This is a genomic window from Paractinoplanes maris (assembly GCF_023544465.1).
Taxonomy (GTDB): domain Bacteria; phylum Actinomycetota; class Actinomycetes; order Mycobacteriales; family Micromonosporaceae; genus Actinoplanes; species Actinoplanes maris.
This window is the reverse complement of record NZ_JALPVL010000018.1, coordinates 21,441-39,848: the sequence shown is the minus strand read 5'-3', so window position 1 is coordinate 39,848 and position 18,408 is coordinate 21,441. Positions and strand designations below refer to the sequence as shown.

At 68.1% G+C, this 18,408-nt stretch carries 14 protein-coding genes; 7 read left to right on the top strand and 7 right to left on the bottom strand.

Annotation, left to right across the window (positions count from 1 at the left end; translation table 11 throughout):
• Positions 1-14 precede the first annotated feature (14 nt).
• Both NAG42_RS40895 and NAG42_RS40890 read right to left on the bottom strand, forming a co-directional pair.
• On the bottom strand, positions 15-1,187 hold the full coding sequence (locus tag NAG42_RS40895; protein ID WP_250037908.1) for a glycosyltransferase: 1,173 nt from the start codon (positions 1,185-1,187) through the stop codon (positions 15-17).
• The gene (locus NAG42_RS40890) at positions 1,184-2,284 is read right to left on the bottom strand and encodes a glycosyltransferase (protein ID WP_250037907.1); all 1,101 of its coding nucleotides are present in this window, start codon (positions 2,282-2,284) and stop codon (positions 1,184-1,186) included. Before NAG42_RS40890 ends, NAG42_RS40895 begins: the two co-directional genes overlap by 4 nt.
• 1,332 nt (positions 2,285-3,616) lie before the next feature.
• Between NAG42_RS40890 and NAG42_RS40885 the strand changes: the two genes are divergently transcribed.
• Positions 3,617-4,681 carry a glycosyltransferase gene (locus NAG42_RS40885; protein ID WP_250037906.1) on the top strand — a complete coding sequence of 355 codons (1,065 nt, stop codon included), beginning with the start codon at positions 3,617-3,619 and terminating at the stop codon, positions 4,679-4,681.
• 11 nt (positions 4,682-4,692) lie between these two features.
• Positions 4,693-5,760, top strand: a complete 1,068-nt coding sequence (locus NAG42_RS40880; protein WP_284046629.1) for a glycosyltransferase — start codon at positions 4,693-4,695, stop codon at positions 5,758-5,760.
• A gap of 73 nt (positions 5,761-5,833) precedes the next feature.
• Here NAG42_RS40880 and NAG42_RS40875 read toward each other — a convergent pair whose 3' ends face one another.
• Positions 5,834-7,270, bottom strand: coding sequence for a sugar transferase (locus NAG42_RS40875; RefSeq protein WP_250037905.1), 1,437 nt, complete (start codon positions 7,268-7,270; stop codon positions 5,834-5,836).
• 623 nt (positions 7,271-7,893) lie between these two features.
• Here NAG42_RS40875 and NAG42_RS40870 point away from each other — a divergent pair.
• The 5 genes from NAG42_RS40870 (at position 7,894) to NAG42_RS40850 (ending at position 14,682) form a co-directional block, all read left to right on the top strand.
• Positions 7,894-8,925, top strand: coding sequence for an LCP family protein (locus tag NAG42_RS40870; RefSeq protein ID WP_250037904.1), 1,032 nt, complete (start codon positions 7,894-7,896; stop codon positions 8,923-8,925).
• A gap of 67 nt (positions 8,926-8,992) precedes the next feature.
• Positions 8,993-12,892, top strand: a complete 3,900-nt coding sequence (gene hrpA / locus NAG42_RS40865; RefSeq protein ID WP_250037903.1) for an ATP-dependent RNA helicase HrpA — start codon at positions 8,993-8,995, stop codon at positions 12,890-12,892.
• A 75-nt stretch (positions 12,893-12,967) separates the two neighbouring features.
• Positions 12,968-13,348: a DUF6401 family natural product biosynthesis protein gene (locus tag NAG42_RS40860; protein WP_250037902.1), complete on the top strand. Its 381-nt coding sequence runs from the start codon at positions 12,968-12,970 to the stop codon at positions 13,346-13,348.
• A 100-nt stretch (positions 13,349-13,448) separates the two neighbouring features.
• Positions 13,449-14,213 (top strand): laminin G domain-containing protein, encoded by a 765-nt coding sequence (locus NAG42_RS40855; RefSeq protein ID WP_250037901.1) that lies wholly within the window; start codon positions 13,449-13,451, stop codon positions 14,211-14,213.
• An 82-nt stretch (positions 14,214-14,295) separates the two neighbouring features.
• Positions 14,296-14,682 carry a RidA family protein gene (locus tag NAG42_RS40850; RefSeq protein WP_250037900.1) on the top strand — a complete coding sequence of 129 codons (387 nt, stop codon included), beginning with the start codon at positions 14,296-14,298 and terminating at the stop codon, positions 14,680-14,682.
• 28 nt (positions 14,683-14,710) lie between these two features.
• Here NAG42_RS40850 and NAG42_RS40845 read toward each other — a convergent pair whose 3' ends face one another.
• The 4 genes from NAG42_RS40845 to NAG42_RS40830 form a co-directional block, all read right to left on the bottom strand.
• Positions 14,711-15,094 carry a winged helix-turn-helix transcriptional regulator gene (locus NAG42_RS40845; protein ID WP_250037899.1) on the bottom strand — a complete coding sequence of 128 codons (384 nt, stop codon included), beginning with the start codon at positions 15,092-15,094 and terminating at the stop codon, positions 14,711-14,713.
• Positions 15,095-15,176: 82 nt separating this feature from the next.
• Positions 15,177-15,404: a hypothetical protein gene (locus NAG42_RS40840; protein ID WP_250037898.1), complete on the bottom strand. Its 228-nt coding sequence runs from the start codon at positions 15,402-15,404 to the stop codon at positions 15,177-15,179.
• A gap of 214 nt (positions 15,405-15,618) precedes the next feature.
• Positions 15,619-16,650: a cobalamin B12-binding domain-containing protein gene (locus tag NAG42_RS40835; protein ID WP_250037897.1), complete on the bottom strand. Its 1,032-nt coding sequence runs from the start codon at positions 16,648-16,650 to the stop codon at positions 15,619-15,621.
• On the bottom strand, positions 16,647-18,347 hold the full coding sequence (locus NAG42_RS40830; RefSeq protein ID WP_250037896.1) for a PP2C family protein-serine/threonine phosphatase: 1,701 nt from the start codon (positions 18,345-18,347) through the stop codon (positions 16,647-16,649). Before NAG42_RS40830 ends, NAG42_RS40835 begins: the two co-directional genes overlap by 4 nt.
• Positions 18,348-18,408: the final 61 nt, after the last annotated feature.

The window sequence follows — 18,408 nt, the reverse complement described above, 5'->3', positions numbered from 1 at the left end:
CTGGCGAGCTCCGGTCAGGCCGCGGTCTTCGTGGCGAGGTCGCGCAGGACCGTCCCGCGGACGTCCCAGCTCATCGCTCGGGCGTACTCCTGGCGCTCCGCGATCATGTTGTTGTCGGCAGCTCCCAGTGCGACGAGTACGGCTTGAGTGAAGTGGACAGGATCCGTCGCGAATTCGACGTGCGGGTTGTTCGCCGCTAGGCGGTCGATCTCCGGTACGCCCGAGCCGACGACCGCCAGCCCGGACGCGAGGTACTCGTAGCACTTGAGCGGGCTGACGCCGCGGTTGTACGCGTTGTCGGCGTACGGGATGATCCCGACCGCCGCCGCGCCGGTGAGCTCTGCGAGTTGCTGGAGATCCAGCAAGCCGCGATAGTCCGCTCCGAGCCGGGTCAATTCGTCGAGCTGAGCTTCGAAACTGCCGCCCCCGGCCGCGACCGGACCCGCGAGCACGAGCCGCGCCCGTCCCCGCACCGCCTCGGCGACGGTTCGCAGGACGTCCATGTCGATCTTGTGAGGGGAGAGATTGCCGCCGAACACAACCGTTGGCTCACGTTTGGCCGCCGGACGACTTGCGGCTACGAAGACGGATGTGTCAGCGACATTCGGTAGGAGGATGACCTCGTCGAAGCCGACGCCCCGAAGGTGATCGGCGACGGAGTTGCTCGTGGCGATCGCGGTGGCGCCGAAGCGGGCGAGTCGGTGCTCCCCCCGTGACACCGCGACGCGGTCGATGCCCGCAACCTCGGCCAGCAGGTCGACGCAGTGGTAGACGGTGCCCTTCGCCTCCTTTTCGAACCCGTACGTCACCGGGCTGAAGGTCCAGAGAAGTTTGGCGCGAGTGCTCGTCTGCCAGTGCCGCAGCGCACGGCGGAGAAGCATGCCGTTCGGGATCCGCGTCGGCGCGCGGTGCACCGGTGCGATCAGTGGCGAGACGACGCGAGCGTTGGCAGGCACCGGTCGGCGCGTTGCCTCGGCGGTGCTGTACGCCGCACGGACGCGCTTGGCCATCCGCTCGAGGTCCGCCCGAACGACCTTCGGACGGCGGAGACCGAGCGATTCGGTGAAGGTGACGGGGGAGTCCATCGCCAGCTCCCGTACGACGTAGTGCTGGTTCGTCGCGATGGGCGAGTTCCATTCGGCGGTGCCCAGCATGAGGATGTCCAGGCCCTGATCGACCGCGGTCATGACAAACCTTCCTCGCGTACCCAATCGGTGATCTGAGCGCGGAATCGTTCGATCGAGAAGCGCTGGGCGTTCGCGATCGTCGCCGAGCGGTCGGGCTCTGACAGGCGGTGTACCAGAGCCGCGTAGTCGGCCGGCTCGAAGGAGTCGGCCAGGAAGCCTGTCTCGCCGGGCAGCACAGTTTCGAGGAGCCCGCCTCGGCCGAGCCCGATCACTGGGGTGCCGCTGGCTTGAGCCTCGACCGGAACCATGCCGAAGTCCTCGTGGGTCGGGTAAAGCAGAGCGAGCGCACCGACATAGAGAGCTCTGAGCTGCGCCTTGCTCGGCCGCGTGACGAACCTGACCTCAACCCTCGCGTTCGCGGCGAGTCGTCGGAGCCGGTCCTCCTCGGGGCCGCCGCCCGCGATCACCAAGGGGACACGGGCAGTCTCGGCGATCTCGATCATCAGATCGAAGCGTTTGTAGCTGATCCACCGGCCGACACCCAACAGGTACTCCCGGCCGCTGGCGGAGAGCTCGACCTGCGAGGGTGCGAAGTAATCGACATCGACGGGCGGATGAATGACCCGGCATTCCCGGCCCCAATACCGCCGGATCCGGGTGCGCACCTCGTTCGAGTTCGCCGCATAGGAATGCACATGCCGGGTCATCGCGACGTCAGCCCTTCGCAGAACTGCCCGGACGGGACTCAGGAGAGGGCTGCCGCCTCGGACGTCCAGCTCCGGGCTCCACACATACCGGGCCGGCGTGTGCACGTAGCTCAGGTAACGGGTGCCGGCGTCATCCCGAAACTTCGCGCTGTGGGCGAAGGCGTGGCTCGACGACAGCACTAGGTCGTAGCCGCTGCCGTCCAACATGCGCCAGGCAGGCAGCATGAATGGCAGGGCGAGAGCTTTGTGCCGTCGCAGCGGGGTGCGCGAGAGCCACGACTCCTTCATCGGCGGCCCGTCCACCGCCGCCCCCTCGCGCCAGAGCACGTATCGGTCCGCGGAGGGCAGCGTGTTGCTGATCTCCAGAAAGACCTGTTCAGAACCGCCCACGGAGTCGAACCACTCATGCACCAACGCGACGCGCCGGCCGGGCCCTTCATTGTCGGACATCGATTCGCCCGGCGACGAGCTCACGGCGGAGGTTCCGGTAGCTGGAGGATTTGGTCCCAGAAGAAGTCGGACCGGATCTCGCGACGGCGTCTTAGCTCCGGGCTTCGAGGTCGGAGGCCTTGGCCAGCTGCCGTTACCGTCCCGGCCGTTTGGCCTGGAGAGTGGCACGGAAGCTTGGTGAGCCGGTCGTCTCCGATCAGCATCTCAGCCGAGGCCACCGAGACGTCGAAGTCGGTGGCTGTCCCCACGGCCGACCGCGCCACGCCCTTCGAGAAGCGGCCCGGCGCGATGGGATGCGACATCCAGCGGTCGGGATCCGTGGAGGCGGAAAGCGCCTTTGCCGTCAGTCGGCCCATCAGCAACACCCAGGTCCACGGCGTCCTTCGGTCGACGGAACACGCCGCGACGGCCATCGTTGGTTCTCTCAATCCGGCCGGCGCTCTCTCGAGCAATTTCATTACTTGCGTCAATTGCATGGGAAGAAGAGTGAGGGCTGCGAGGGTGTGGACCGGAAGAACAGACATCCAATCGCACGGCCGACGGCCCTCTAATCGGTAACCACGAACGGCAGGAGGGGCGATCGAAGCATCAACGAGCAACATCTCCTCCGCAATTCTGATCTCGGTCTTGTGGTCCATGTGCTTAGGGACTCAGGAACTCTAGAAGGTTGCGGGAAGGTAGGCACTCGCTCCGTTGAAACGGGTTTGAAGCTCAGAAGTTAATAAATTACCCTGAAATACGCAGAACAACCAAATGGTGCAAAAGGTGCCTTAAGTTCCGGCTGTGACGGTAGAAAACCGGCCAAATCTTAGCGATTGCTACGTCAGGTCCTGGCGCAGAGGTCGCCGAGCAAGATCTTGGCCGTGTCTTTGGCTAGGACAATTAGAACCGATCGAGTGACAAGAGGGGCTTGAGGCGTCACTTCTTTCGAGTAATATGATCATGAATTGCTTTCACCCCGTTGTGTGTGAGCTTGACCGTCGATGAAAATGCCGCCAAGGTAGCGTCATGTCTTTGAAGGAATCCCGTCCTCTTGAATTGCGTGGTCAGCACAGGGTTTCGACTCGAGCGCGGAGGATGCTGACAGGACGATTCCCATCGGAGAGTGGTCCGACACGATCATGTTGGTTCAGGTCGCGGGGGGCTGAGATCTGGCCACCATCGTTTCCATCCCGCGGGACAGCTATGTCGGTGTGCTGGCGGAAGGATAGCGGAGGGCGGAGAGAGCAAGATCAACGCTGCCTTCGCTTTGGCGGGCCAAGCTCCTCGCCGGGACCGAGGAGCAGCTAATGTGCCCGGACCGCGTAACGCCTAGTCGAGCTCTGAGGAAAGATGTCTGAGCGAATTCATCTCATCGAAGCGGGTGGCCGGGGCGGCGTTTTTCAGCACTCGATAGCCGTGGCGTCGGCCCTCAGCAATGCTGGTTGCAAAGTTATCCTGCACACTGCCCGGGATTTCGAGATATACGTACCGGGTATCAATTTCTGTGGTTGTTTCCGGTGGGGCCGAGTTAGCGGCAACCGAGTCGTGCGGCAGGCGCTCACTGCAGCGCGGCTGGTGTCGAAAACATTGCCGCATCTGGCGCGAGATATCAAGCCGGGTGAGATCGTTTACGTACAAGGTTCGTTCGGACTCACCCCAGAAGTCGTCCGTGCGCTTCGCTTCGCTCGGTCCACCATCGTTTGCAGCCCGCACAATACGTTCGCACGCGTCGGTGCGCCGGGCGCGTCTCGTGCGCTACGGACTGCGTTGACGGCATCCGACCGTGTTTTAGTGTTCTCCGCGAGCGATCGGGAGCGGCTGGAACACTGCGGCGTGCCGGTGGGACTCGTTCCCCTCGTGCAATGGGTCCCACCGGTGCCTGACCACTTGACCGAGAAGTGGCGTGCCGAGTTGGCCGCGAAGGAGAGGCCGTTAGCACTCCTCCCGGGACAGGTGCGATTCGACAAGAACCCCGACCTTTTCGTTCGCGCGATGGTTCTGCTGCACGGTTGGACCGGTGCCGTCGTCGGCGAGGACAAGGGTGCCGCGGAAAGCGTAGATCGGTTGATCGCTGAGACCGGCGCTCGGATTGAGACGCGATACGGATACCTTGATATGGAAAATTTTGCAGCCCTGGTACGGGCGGCGGATGTAGTTGTGGCGCCGTACGAGGTGGCTAGCCAATCTGGCGTGTTGTCTGTGGCTCACATCCTCGGCGTCCCGACTGCCGCAACCCCAGCAGGCGGACTGGTCGAGCAGGCCACCGTGGTAGCGAACAGCTTTGAGCCGTCCGCGCTGGCCGAAGCAATCAAGGTCGCCCATGGTCGAGGAAAAGGCGAGCGACTCGAAACCGAGGTGGCGGCACGATACTTGACAGAGTTTGCTGCCGCGACAGAAATATCGGCAAGACGGTGACGAGGAAGCCGATGGATATTTCGATAATCACGGCTTCCGACATTGCTGGCGGCGCTGAAGCTCACACGGTCGCCTTGGCCATGGGTCTGTCTCATCGAGCGCATCGAATTTTCCTCTACGGGCGATGTGCCGGCTGGCCGGATGATCAATTGCCCCGACAAGATCTGCCCTTGGGGCCGAAGTGGTCCCGCCGGACGATCCTTCCCGGACTCACACGTATACCGGCCGAGCGGAGATGGGTCCGAAGTCTCCCGACGGCCGCAGCGTATTACATGCAGTTCAAGCGTGAGCAAATCGCCTTCTCCGCTGACTTGGCTGCCGGAGCACCGGTGATTTGGACAGAACACGGACGTTGGCTGGGCGGCCTGTTTGGAGGAGCCCTGCGTAACCGCTATGCAGCCGCCTCGCGCCATGTCAGCCGTATCGTCTGCGTCAGCGGCGAGGTAGCCGCAGATCTGGCGGAGTTCGTGAATCCGAAGAAGCTTGTCGTGATCCCCAACGCAGTGGACACCAACCGCTATTCGGTGCCGGATGAGGAGTCCAAGCGCTTACTTCGCGACCGGCTTCTGCCGGAGCACTGGCGCGGCCGAGCGGTTGCAGTGATGGCGTCTCGCCTGAGTGCTGACAAGCGGCACGACCGAGCAATCGCTCTGGCTCGCGCTGCCGAAATCCCGCTCGCCGTCGTCGGCGACGGCCCAGATCGCGGTCGACTGGAAGAAGTGGCGGCAGGTTCCCCCGACGTGCTTTTCCTCGGATACCGCCAGGATATCCAGGACGTTTTGAAAGCGGCCGACTGCTACATCTACTCGGGCGGCCGGACCGACGGCATGCCTATGGCCGTTCTGGAAGCCGGCGCGACCGGGCTGCCTTTGGTGGGCTTTGCCGGCGATCCGGGTAGCGACGTTATAACTAACAGCGGCGGCCTGCTCATCGGTGAGGACGAACGACCCTCCGCCGCTGACTTGGCTGCCTTGGTTGCCAAGGCCTCGACCAGTCGTGACTATGTACTTCGTCATCACGGCAAAGATCGTTGGCTGGACGCGTTCGAGGCACTCTTCTCCGACGTGACCGGCACCTAAGCGGGCTAACACCGGCCAAGTAAGTGGGCATCCAGCTGAAATGCGGCCGGTACGCGACAGCTTCTGCCCGGTCTCAGCTGCCGCGGGCGCCGAACGCCTGGCTCACGGTCCAGATCATGACCTTGATGTCCAGCCACAGGCTCCAGTGGTCGATGTAGTAGTTGTCGTGGCGTACGCGGTCGTCGATGGAGGTGTCTCCGCGCAGGCCGTTCACCTGGGCGAGGCCGGTCAGGCCGACCGTGACGCGGTGGCGGGAGTGGTAGTCGGGGAACATGGCGCTGAACCGTTCGACGAAGTGCGGGCGCTCCGGGCGCGGGCCGACGAAGGTCATGTCGCCGCGCAGGATGTTGAACAGCTGGGGCAGCTCGTCGATGGACGTCGCGCGGATGACGCGGCCCACCCGGCCGATCCGGGAGGCGGCGGCGTCGGACCACGCCGAGTCGGAGTGGTCGGCGGGGACGGTGCGCATCGAGCGGAACTTGTACATGGTGAACAGTCGTCCGCCGCGGCCCACGCGGACCTGCTTGAAGAGGGGGTTGTTCCAGTCCTCGAGGAGGATGGCGGCCACCGTGAGCAGCATCAGCGGGGCCAGCGAGACCAGCAGGCCGGCGGCCAGGACGATGTCGAACAGTCGCTTGCTGATCCGCTGGCCGGTGCTCCAGCCGCGGCTCAGCCGCAGGATCGGCACGCCGCCGATGTGGTCGCCGGTGGCCAGCGAGCTGTCCAGCGGCCAGGACCGCAGGAGGAGGAACGTCGCCGGCATGCCGGCGCGGTTTCGCAGGCCGTCGATCAGTTGGGGGCGGTCCACCGACATCTCGTCGATGAGCAGGACGCCCACCCCGTGTTCCTCGATGACCCGGGGGAGTTCACTGAAGCCGCCGAGATACTGCCACCCGTCGCCCGCGTCCTCGGCCGGCACCGGGATGTCCGCGACGTAGCCGATGACGTTCAGGCCGTAGGTCTTGTTCCGGTCGAGGACGCCCAGCACCTGCTGAGCGTGTGTGCCGCCGCCCAGGATCACCGTCGGGTGGCCGACCAGGCCGGCGCTGCGGCCGGTGCGGATCGCCATGAAGATGAGGCCACGAGCCAGGAGCATGCCGCTGAGCATCAGACCCGCGCCCACGACGTGACGCCGTAGTTCGAGGTTGACGCCGAGCATCGCCGGTGCGGTGAGGGCCATGGTGATCGCGACGACAAAATGGCTGACCAATTGGGGCAGCTGGTCGAGGAGGGTGACATGCAGCCTCGGCCGGTAGAGGCCGGTGGAGGCGTACGACGCCACGGCCAGCAGCCAGCCCAGCAGCAACGGCCAGGTCCACTGCACCCACCAGCCGGCGAAGCAGGCCGCGACGACGGTGTCGCCGAGGAACAGCACTCGTCCCGTCTTGAAGTGCTCGCCGAAGCGTCGCCACGCTGACGTCTCCGGCTGGGCGCGCCGACGGCTCTGGCGGGCGAGGACGTCGATCGTCGTCTTCTCCCACGCGTCGGCCCGGGGCCTGGGGACCCGCACCTCGGTCCGACGTCGCGGCGCTCGTGTGTTGACCGACTCAGTCATTCGTGGGGCCGCTTCCGGGAAAGGTGGCCGTCAACGAAAGGAACGCGACGGCGGCGGGGGCATCCAAGCCCGATGGGTGGGCACCTGATCGGTGACTCAGCCCGGTGGAAAGGGCGATGGAAGCATCGGCGGGCAACGTCTCCTCCGCAATTCTTTGTCTCGATCTTCAGGTCCGATGTGGTCCTGGGAACGGAGGAACACTAGAAGGTTGCGGGAACGTGGGCACCTCGTCCGTTCGTCGGGTTTGACAGTCCCGGCGGGTTGAAATCGGCTGAATCAGGCTAACGGTCATAAAGCGGACATAAATGTATCTAGGCGGAGCTTATGACTGGTTAGGAGACGCTCAAAATGGACATATGACAACGTCTGCTGGGGTGGAGCAGCTACGGTGGCTGCCTATGCCAATTCCCTGGGCGGGATGATGAAGAACCGATCGGGTGACAAGACGTGTTACGGGGTTGCTTCTTTCGGGCAGGGCAATCATGAATCGCTTTCGGCCGGCCGGAGTGAGCTTGACCGACGATTAATTTGCCGCCATCGTGGCAGGCATGGCATCGACGGAATCCCGTCCATCTCGAATGCGTCGTGAATCGCGATTCGGACGCCTTGCGGGGTGGCAGAAAGCCCTGCTGGTCCTCGCCGTCCTGCTGCTCGTCCTGGGCAGCGGCCTCGCCGGTGGCGGCTTCTATCTCTATTCGCGTTACGACCGCAAGGTCGCGCGGGACGACCTGCTTCCCGAGGCGACCGGCGCCGGTGAGCGGCGGCAGCGTGAGCAGAACTGGAAGTCGGGACCGCTGAACCTGCTGCTGCTGGGTTCGGACTCGCGGGCGGAGGAAGCCGGCGGCCGGAGCCCGATCGGGGAGCGGTCCGACACGATCATGCTGGTGCACGTGGCGAGGAGCCGGGACCGGGCCACCATCGTGTCCATCCCGCGCGACAGCTACGTCGACGTGCCGGCGGGCGGGTCGTGGCGCGGCGGGAAGAACAAGATCAACGCTGCTTTCGCGTTCGGTGGGGCCAAGCTGACCGCGGCCACGGTCAGCAAGCTCACCCGCGTGCCGCTGGACGGGGCGATGATCGCCGACTTCGGCGGCGTTCATCAGATGGTCGACGCGGTGCGGGGGGTGAACGTGTGCGTGCCTTACGACGTGCGCTCGACCTTCTCCGAGAAGGTCTGGCCGAAGGGGTGCCACGACATGGACGGCGACCAGGCCGAGGAGTTCATGCGCCAGCGCTACGAGGTGCCCGGGGGCGACTTCGGCCGGATGTACAACCAGCAGCTCGTGGTCAAGGCGGTGATCGCCAAGTCGGCCCGGGGCGGCCTGCTGACCGACCCCGGGAAGCTGGATGCCCTGCTGGTCACGGCGGCCGACGCGCTGACCGTGGACCGGAGCCTCGACATCCGCCGGCTGGCCCTGACCGTGCGGGGCATCAAACCCGACGCGATCACGTACGCGACGGTGCCGCACACCTCGGCCGGCCTCAAGACCCGGGCGGGCTCCGCGGTGCAGCTCGACAAGGCCAAGTCGGCGGCCATGTTCGCGGCCATCCGGGCCGACACCATCGATCAGTGGCTCGCGGCGAACCCGCAGAAGGCGCCCGGCAGCTGATTCCCGGGGTGGGGGCGGTGTTAATCACCAGGCGTTCGCGGCCGGATCCGCCTATTCTTGTCGCGCGATGTCGACAACAACTGCCCTGCCTGAGCTCCGTAAGCGCATAGCTGACCTCCTCCCCCGCGACGAGCACCGCCTCGGGCGGCGTCTGGAGGGGACCCGCCGTATCAAGGACGAGGCTGCCCGTGCGGCGGCCCTGAGCGAGATCTCGGCGGAGGTCGACGCGGCGGCCGAGCGCCTGGCCGCGCGGCTGGCGAGCGTTCCCGCGATCACCTACCCCGAGTCGCTGCCGGTCAGTCAGCGCAAGGACGACATCGCGGCGGCCATTCGCGACCACCAGGTCGTGGTGGTGGCCGGGGAGACCGGGTCGGGTAAGACGACGCAGATTCCGAAGATCTGCATGGAGCTGGGGCGCGGCGTCCGTGGGCAGATCGGGCACACGCAACCCCGGCGGATTGCGGCTCGGACCGTGGCCGAGCGCATCGCTGAGGAAGTGGGGCGGCCGCTCGGGCAGACGGTGGGCTATAAGGTGCGCTTCACCGACCAGGTCAGTGACGACACCATGGTCAAGGTGATGACGGACGGCATCCTGCTGGCCGAGATCCAGAACGACCGCAACCTCCACCGGTACGACACGCTGATCATCGACGAGGCACACGAGCGCAGCCTCAACATCGACTTCATCCTGGGCTACCTGCGGGAGCTGCTGCCGCGGCGGCGGGATCTCAAGCTGATCATCACGTCGGCCACGATCGAGACGCAGCGGTTCGCCGAGCACTTCGCCGACGCCGAGGGCAAACCGGCCCCGGTCATCGAGGTCTCCGGGCGGACGTTCCCGGTCGAGACCCGGTATCGGCCGCTGGTCACCACGACCGAGGACGACACCGAGGAGCCCCTCGACCAGGTCGACGGCATCGCCGACGCGGTCGACGAGCTGGGCCGCGAGGGCGACGGCGACATCCTGGTCTTCCTCTCCGGCGAGCGCGAGATCCGGGACACGGCCGACGCGCTGGGCAAGCGCAACCTGCGCAACACCGACATCGTCCCGCTCTACGGCCGGCTCTCCGCGGCCGAGCAGCACAAGGTCTTCGAGCGGCACTCGCAGCGCCGGGTCGTGCTGGCCACCAACGTCGCCGAGACGTCGCTGACCGTGCCCGGCATCCGCTATGTCATCGACCCGGGCACGGCCCGGATCAGCCGCTACTCCAGCCGGCTCAAGGTGCAGCGCCTGCCGATCGAGCCGGTGTCGCAGGCCAGCGCCAACCAGCGCAAGGGCCGCTGCGGCCGGGTGGCCGACGGCATCTGCATCCGGCTCTACTCGGAGGAGGACTTCGAGGCGCGCCCCGAGTTCACCGAGCCCGAGATCCTGCGGACCAACCTGGCCAGCGTCATCCTGCAGATGACCAACCTCGGGCTGGGCGACCTGGCCAAGTTCCCGTTCATCGACCCGCCGGACCGGCGCAACATCACCGACGGCGTCAAGCTGCTCGAGGAGCTCGGCGCGCTCGATGAGCGCAAGCTCACCCCGCTCGGCCGTCAGCTCGCGCAGCTGCCGGTCGACCCGCGGCTGGCCCGCATGGTCATCGAGGCCGACCGGCAGGAGTGTGTGGCCGAGGTGATGGTGATCGCGGCCGCGCTGTCCATCCAGGACCCGCGCGAGCGCCCGGTCGACAAGCAGCAGCAGGCCGACGAGAAGCACGCCCGGTTCACCGACAAGGAATCGGACTTCTTCAGCTACCTCAACCTGTGGCGCTATCTGCGGGAGAAGCAGCAGGAGCTGAGCGGCAACCAGTTCCGGCGGCTGTGCCGCAGTGAGTTCCTCAACTACCTTCGCGTACGCGAGTGGCAGGACATCTACGCGCAGCTGCGCCAGGTGGCTCGTACCCTCGGGTTGTCTCTCGTGGAGGACCGGGAGGAGGTCGCCGCCGGGCAGAACGTGCACACCGCCCTGCTGTCCGGCCTGCTCTCGCACCTCGGTCTCAAGGACACCGACAAGCGGGAATACCTGGGTGCTCGCGGGGCCAAGTTCGCCATCTTCCCGGGCTCCGCGCTCTTCAAGAAGCAGCCGCGCTGGGTGATGTCGGCCGAGCTGGTCGAGACCAGCCGCCTGTGGGGCCGGGTCAACGCCCGCATCGAGCCCGAGTGGGCCGAGAAACTGGCACCGCACCTGGTCAAACATTCCTACAGCGAGCCGCACTGGGAGAAGAAGCAGGGCGCCGTCATGGCGTACGAGAAGGTGACCCTCTACGGTCTGCCGATCGTGCCCCGGCGCAAGGTCGGCTATTCCAAGGTCGACCCGGTGGTGTCGCGCGAGCTGTTCATCCGGCACGCGCTGGTCGAGGGCGACTGGGAGACCCACCACAAGTTCTTTGCCGAGAACGCGAAGCTGCTGGCCCGGATCGAGGAGATCGAGAACCGGGCCCGGCGGCGCGACATCGCGGTCGACGACGAGACCGTGTACGCGCTGTACGACGCCCGCATCCCGGCCGACGTGGTCTCGGCCCGGCACTTCGACGCGTGGTGGAAGAAGGCCCGGCGCGACGAGCCCGAGCTGCTGACGTTCACCCGCGACATGCTTGTCAACGCCGGCCGCGACGGCGTCGACCCCAACGCGTACCCGGACGCCTGGCTGGCCAACGGCGTGCGGCTTCCCTTGACGTACGAGTTCGAGCCCAACACCCAGGCCGACGGCGTCACCGTCGAGGTGCCGATCGCCCTGCTCAACAAGCTCGACCCGGACGATTTCGGCTGGTCGGTGCCCGGGTTCCGCAAGGACGTGGTGATCGCGCTGATCCGGGCCCTGCCCAAGGCGTTGCGCACCAATTTCGTACCGGTGCCGGACTGGGCCGAGGCGGTGCTCGACCGGGTCCCGGCCCGCCGCGGACCGCTGCCCGACGCCGTCGGCAACGAGTTGCGGCGGCTCACCGGGACCGTCGTGCCCCGGGACGCCTGGCGGCCCGGCGACGTGCCCGGCCACCTGCGTGTCAACTTCCGCGTGGTCGACGAGCAGGGCCAGGTGGTGGGGGAGGGCCGCGATCTGGAGGTGCTGCGGCGCTCGCTCGCGCCCAAGGTGCAGCAGACCATCTCCCGGGCGGCCGGCGACATCGAGCGGCGCGGGATCACCACCAACGACTTCGGGATGCTGCCGCGGCGGGTGGCCCAGGTCCGCGGCGGCTACGAGGTCAACGTCTTCCCGGCGCTGGTCGACGAGGGTGACAGTGTGGCCATCAAGGTCTTCGAGACCGAGGCCGAGCAACGGGTGGCGATGGTCGCCGGCACCCGCAAGCTGTTGCTGCTGACGCTGCCACCGGCCGCGCGATATCTGCAGGGCCGGCTCGACAACCGGGCCAAGCTCGAGCTGACCCGCGGGAACCCTTACCGCTCGATCGCCGACCTGCTCGACGACTGCGCCGGCGCGTCGGTCGACCGGCTGGTGGCCGACGCCGGCGGCCCGGTGTGGTCGTCGATCGAGTTCGCCTCGCTGCGCGACACCGTACGCCAGGACCTGGTCGACGCCGTGGCCAACGTGGTCACCCAGGTGCGCCAGGTGCTGTCCACCGCGTACGACATCGAGCAGCGCCTGAAATCGCTGCGGGACCCCACGCTGCTGCCCGCCCTGGCCGACATCCGGCAGCAGCTCAAGGGGCTCGTGCACGCCGGGTTCGTGACCGAGACCGGCTGGCGCCAGCTGCACCACCTGCCTCGTTACCTGCGCGGCATCGTCTATCGGCTCGACCGGCTGGGCGGCAACCTGACCCGCGACCGTCAGCTGACCGGCCAGATCCACGAGATCGAGTCGGAGTACCGCGAGCTGCGCACGCTCGGCGCCCCGGAGGAGGGGCTGCGGGAGATCCGCTGGATGATCGAGGAGTTGCGGATCAACTTCTTCGCTCAATCGTTGGGAACCGCCTATCCGATATCGGACAAACGGATCTATAAGGCGATGGACCAGCTCCCGGTGTAGCGCGCTCGTTGGCGCTTGGGTGCCGTTCGGTTACCCCCCTGTCATGGGGGTCACCGAGGCCCTAGCGTTCTGGCCATGACGAACGAATTCCTCGCCTTCGCCCCCGTTTCCGCCCTTGTTCCGGCCTCCCCGGCGACCGGCCTGCTGGACGAGATGATGGCTCGGGTGGGGGTCGACGGGATCGTCGCCGCGCTCGCCGACCCGGGCCTGCTCGCCCTGGTCGACCAGCATGCCGCCGCCGTCCGGGACGCTCTCGAGTCGGCCGGCCGCGACGCCGGCGCCGACGGTCTCGCCGGTTACGCCCGGGCCATCGTCGCCGGGGCTCGCCGGATGGGCCGGGCGCTGCCCGAGCCCGGTTTCGCGCCCGCCGCGCCGGCCGAGTGGAAGGCGGCCGACTGGCACCTGCTGCGCCTGGTGGCGATCTGCATGATCGCCGAGCAGAACGGCGTTCTCTGAGTTTTCGGGTTACGGGCGGGCCGGTCACTCTTTCCGGCTCGCCCGAAACGCCTATAGGGGTGTGTTGCGGCGAAAACGGTCAATACGCCATCTTGTACGTATGAAGCTCGCTCTCGCTCTTGCCGCGATCACCGGCCTGGTCGTCCCCGCGGCGCCCGCGGCCGCCGCCCCGGCCCCCGCCCCGTCGGTCTCGCCGGCCGCCGCTGCCGCGGCCACCTCCCAGCTGGTCGCCCGCTGGACCTTCGACGCCGGCGCGGTCAACGGCCAGGTCGCCGACACCTCGGGCCGCGGACCCGCGCTCACCACCCGCACCGCCGACCAGGGCGTGATCCGCTTCGACACCACCACCCCGAGCGGCCGGTACGCCAGCTTCCCGGTCGCCTGCGCGACCACCGCCAAGACCTGCCCGCGTGCTCTCCTCGAGACTCCCAACATCGCCAACCTCAACCCGGGCACCCGGACGTTCCGCTGGTCGGCCCGGATGCTGACGATCAAGACGCAGATCACCGGCTCGGCCAACATCATGCAGAAGGGCGTGGCCGGCACCGGGAGCCAGTGGAAGATGCAGATCGGCCGGACCAACGGCAAGGCCCAGTGCGTCGTCACCGGCACCGGCTCGTCCACCGTCTACCTCGCCCGCTCGTCCGGCTCGGTGGCCGACGGCAACTGGCACAAGGTGCTGTGCCAGCGCAGTGGCACCACCCTCTCGGTGTGGGTCGACAACCAGCAGGCGGGCCAGACGACCATCCCGGCCAACCTGTCGATCAGCAACACCATGCCGCTGCGCGTCGGCGGCCCCAACTTCAAGACCAAGACCGACATGTACCACGGCCGCCTCGACGACGTGTACGCCGAGCTCGGCTGACCCAGGCGGTTACCTCGAGGTGCCCTGAGCTCGGAAAAGTGCGTTCTTCCGAGGTCAGGGCCCTCCTCGTACGGTGGTGTCCATGGCTGTTTCCCTGATCAACCCGCCCGGACTGCCCACTGTCGACGTCTACCGCCAGGTGTCGGTCGCGACCGGTACCAAGCTCATCCACATCGCCGGCCAGGTCGCCTGGGACGGGGGAGACTTCGCCACCCAGGTCGAGCAGAGCTATCTGAACGTGGGAACCGCGCTCGCCGCAGCCGGGGCGACCTTCGCCGACGTGGTGAAGCTGACCGTGCACGTCGTCGACTGGACCCCTGAGCGCATGCCGGAGCTGCTGGACGGCATCGCCCGCGCCTCGGCCAAGCTGGGCGTGACCGTCGAGGCGCCCGCGTCGCTGTTCGGGATCGCCGCCCTGGACGTCCCCGAGCACCTGGTCGAGGTCGAGGCGACCGCCGTGCTCGACTGACGGCGCAGCCCGGCTGCGCCCGGCCTGCTCAGCCCTCGAACTGGCGGCGGGAGGCTTCGATCTCCGACAAATACGTCTGGGTCCAGCCGCACATGCCGTCGACCACCTTGCGCAGCGCCTGGCCGGCCTCGGTGAGGGTGTAGTCGACGCTGGGCGGCACGGTGGGGTGCACGGTCCGCTCGACCAGGCCGTTGCGCTCGAGAACGCGCAGATTCTGGGTCAGCACCTTGTGGCTGATGCCGCCGACCTCGCGGCGCAGCTCGTTGAAGCGCATGGTGCGCTGCCCGAGAAACTCGATGATCAGCAGCGCCCACTTGGTGGCGACGTCCGAGAAGATCTCCCGGGCCAGCGAGTCGGCCCGGGCCAGATCGGCCTCCGGCGGCAGCGCGCTGATCTCCGACCGGGTCCCCATCGCACGACCCTATCCCCAGCGACCAGCGAGGCGCCCGGGTTCCTGCCCGGGCGCCTCGTCGAACTGTGTCTTGCGGGTCGGCCTAGCTGCGGCGGAAGGCGTAGGAACGGCCGCCACCGGTGCCGGCGGCGCGGCCGGCGTGGGCCCGCTCGGACTGCTGCCGGGCGGCCTGCCGCTCGTCGCGGGCACCGTGGTGCTCGGCGCTGGTCTTGCGGCTGGTGGAACCCTCGCTGCGGGGCAGGACCGGGGCGAGCTCGCTCATCGCGAGGTCATCCGGGTTGAGCTGGACGGTGAAGCGCTGGCCAGGCATACAAACCTCCTCGGCGCCCTGCGCGGGGCAGGGCCGGGCACGGTGAAGCCAGGGGAAAAGATGGCGTGGGTGCTCCGGGTGTCGGCACGATCGTGGCTCCACGGCGGACAACCCCGCCGGAGCACCCGGAACCGAGCACGGTGGACGGCCTCGACGGCCGGCGCATCAGGAGATCATGCGGGCAACGATAGGAGAGGGCCCGCCGGCCCGCCACTCATTTAATTCGTGCCGCTCCCGCGGTGAGCATCGCCGTGGCGGTCGGGTAATCCCGCAGCTGGGCCTGCACCGACTCGAGCCCGACCCGCAGCGCCACCGGGGGCACGCCGCGGGCCTGCAGCACACTGTCGGTCCAGGCCACGAAATCGGTGAAGACCTGGGACTCCGACACATAGAGCGCGGCCGCCAGGAAGTCGACGATGTGGGCCATGTCCTCGGCCGTCGAGTCGAGCTGGCGCTGGTTGTAGTCGCGCATCGCGGGATAGGCCTCGGTCAGGCGGCTCATGGCCGTGCTGATGAGCCCGCCGCGGTTACGCACCACGTAGGTGTATTCCTCGTCGCCCAGGAAGGCCGACAGCTGCGGATCCTGGCTGTACGGCGGCCAGTTGCGGGCCAGGCGCTGCACCGCTTCCTCAGCTCCCGCGGCCCACGCGTCGGCCCCCAGGTGCTGGGCATAGCGGCCGCCGGGACCGAAGCCGCGACCCCCGGCGATGACCGGCACCCCGGCCGCCCGGCAGGCCGTGATCGCCGCGTGCGCCCGCGGCAGCCTGGTCGCGATCATGCAGCTCAGGGCGACCACGTCGGGCCCGGTCTGGTGCAGGTGGGTGACCAGGTGCGGGCCGGGCACGTTGGCCCCCAGGAAGTCGACCCGCCAGCCGTCCAGGCGGAGCATTTCGGCCAGGATGCGGGTCGGCAGCGCGTGCCACTCGCCGTCGACACAGGCGATGGTCACCCGGCCGCGGGTGGGCCGCACATTTGTCCGGGCCGCCACCGCGGCCAGCGCGCGCTCGCTGATCGCGGTCGCGGCGTGCTCGCGGGCCACCGACCACTCGTTGGCCGCCCACAGCTCGCCGACCCGGACCTGCGTGCCGGCGATCAGGTCGATCATGATGCGCTGCGGCGGCACACCGTCGTCGAGCAGTGCCGTGACCAAGTCGACCGCGCCGTACTCGTCGCCGTCGCCGACCAGGCGCAGGAACTCGTCGGCCAGCCCGGGCTCATCGAGGGAGCGGCGCGACACCACGCTCATGAGCGCTGACGCACGCGCCGGTCGTTGCGCCGGGCGTCGATGGCGAACGGTGACTGGTTGCGCGAGCCGTTGCGCAGGCTCAGCGCGGTGCGGGCGGGGGCGCGGACGGCCAGCATGGCGATGTCGTCGCGGGTGCCGCCGTGCACCCAGTCGCTGACCAGTTGGCGGACCCGGTCGACGGTGGCCGCGGCGGGCAGGCCGCGGCACTCGGCCAGGGCGTCGTGCAGGCGGGCCTCGCCGAACTGCTCGTCGCCGCTCGGGCCACCGCGAGCCTCGGTCAGGCCGTCGCTGTAGAGCAGGCACAACTCGCCGGGGGCGAGCTCGACGTCGGCCGGGCGGACCACGGTCCGGGGGACGGCGCCGATCAGTGTGCCGCTGATCGGCACCTCTTCGACGGTGCCGTCGGACCGCAGCACCAGGGGCGGCGGGTGACCGCCGGTGGCCAGGTTGAGCCGCACCCGGCCGTGCTCGGCCCGGCTGACCGAGCCGACCACCATGGTGACGAACCGGTGCCGGCGCCCGGACTCGAGCAGGGCCTTGTTGAGCACGTGCAGCATCTCGTCGGGGGCGGCGCCGACCAGCCGCAGCGCCCGCAGGGTCTGGCGCACCTTGCCGGTGAGCACGGCCGCCTCAGGACCCTTGCCACACACGTCACCGAGCGCGATCACCGTGTCGGAGCTGCTGTCGGTGGGGCCGAACACGTCGTAGAAGTCGCCGCCGATGCGCAGCGCCTCGCGGGCCGCCTGGTAGGACCCGACCAGCTCGATGCCGTCGGGCTGGATCAGCTCGGGCGGCAGCAGGTCGGCCTGCAGCACGGCGGTGGTGTCGACCTGGTCGCGGTAGAGCCCGGCGGCCGAGATGGCGGCGCCGGCCCGGGCCGCGAAGATGCGGGCGAGGATCTCGTCCTCCGGGCTGAACTCGGTGTCGTCACCCCGGCGGGCGAGGATCAGCGCGCCGGCCGGCTCGGCGTTGCCCGGCAGGGGAGTGACCAGCAGGGCCCCGATCGGGCCGAAGTCGTCGGGCAGCAACCACGCGGGGGCCTGGGACGCGTCGAGCCACCTGCTCGGGATGGGCGGGAAGCCGCCCAGTGCCTCGACCAGGCCCGGCACCTCGGCCAGCGAGCTCTCGTGCAGCACACCCTCCTCGGGGGCCTCGCCGGCCACCAGGCGCACCCACTGGGCCTGCCGGCGGTCGACCGGGAGCACCACCACGGCGGCGCCGGCCAGGTGGGCCACGGCCAGCTCGGCGGTGATCCGGGTGCAGCGACCCTGATGCAGCGAGGAGGAGAGGCGCCGCCCGGCCTCGGCCAGGAACGCCGTCCGGGCCCGCTCGGCGCGCAGCGCGTCGGCCCGGGCCACCTCGTCGGTGCGATCGTGCAGATACCACCCGTAGTGGTCGCTGCCGAGCATCCGGCGCTGACCCCGCAGGTGGCGACCGCCGTGGACATCGGTGAAGGAGTCGTCGCCCGCCACGACCGCGGCGGCCAGGCCGGGCAGCGGCCCGTCGGCGGCGGTCGAACCGGCGGACAGGCCCGGGACCAGTGTCTGCGCGGCGTTGTTGATCATCAGGATGGTGTCGTCGGCCGAGTCGCACAGCAGGACCGCCTCGCTGGCGGCGTCGAGCGCGGCGCGAAGCAGAGCGGGCGCGGGCCCCTCGGCCAGCCGTTCGCCGGCGGAAGCCGGCGATTGCGCTGTCATGGTCCCTCCTTCATCTCTCCCCGCCGACACGATCTACCCAGACTACGTGCTCCTGGGCCGG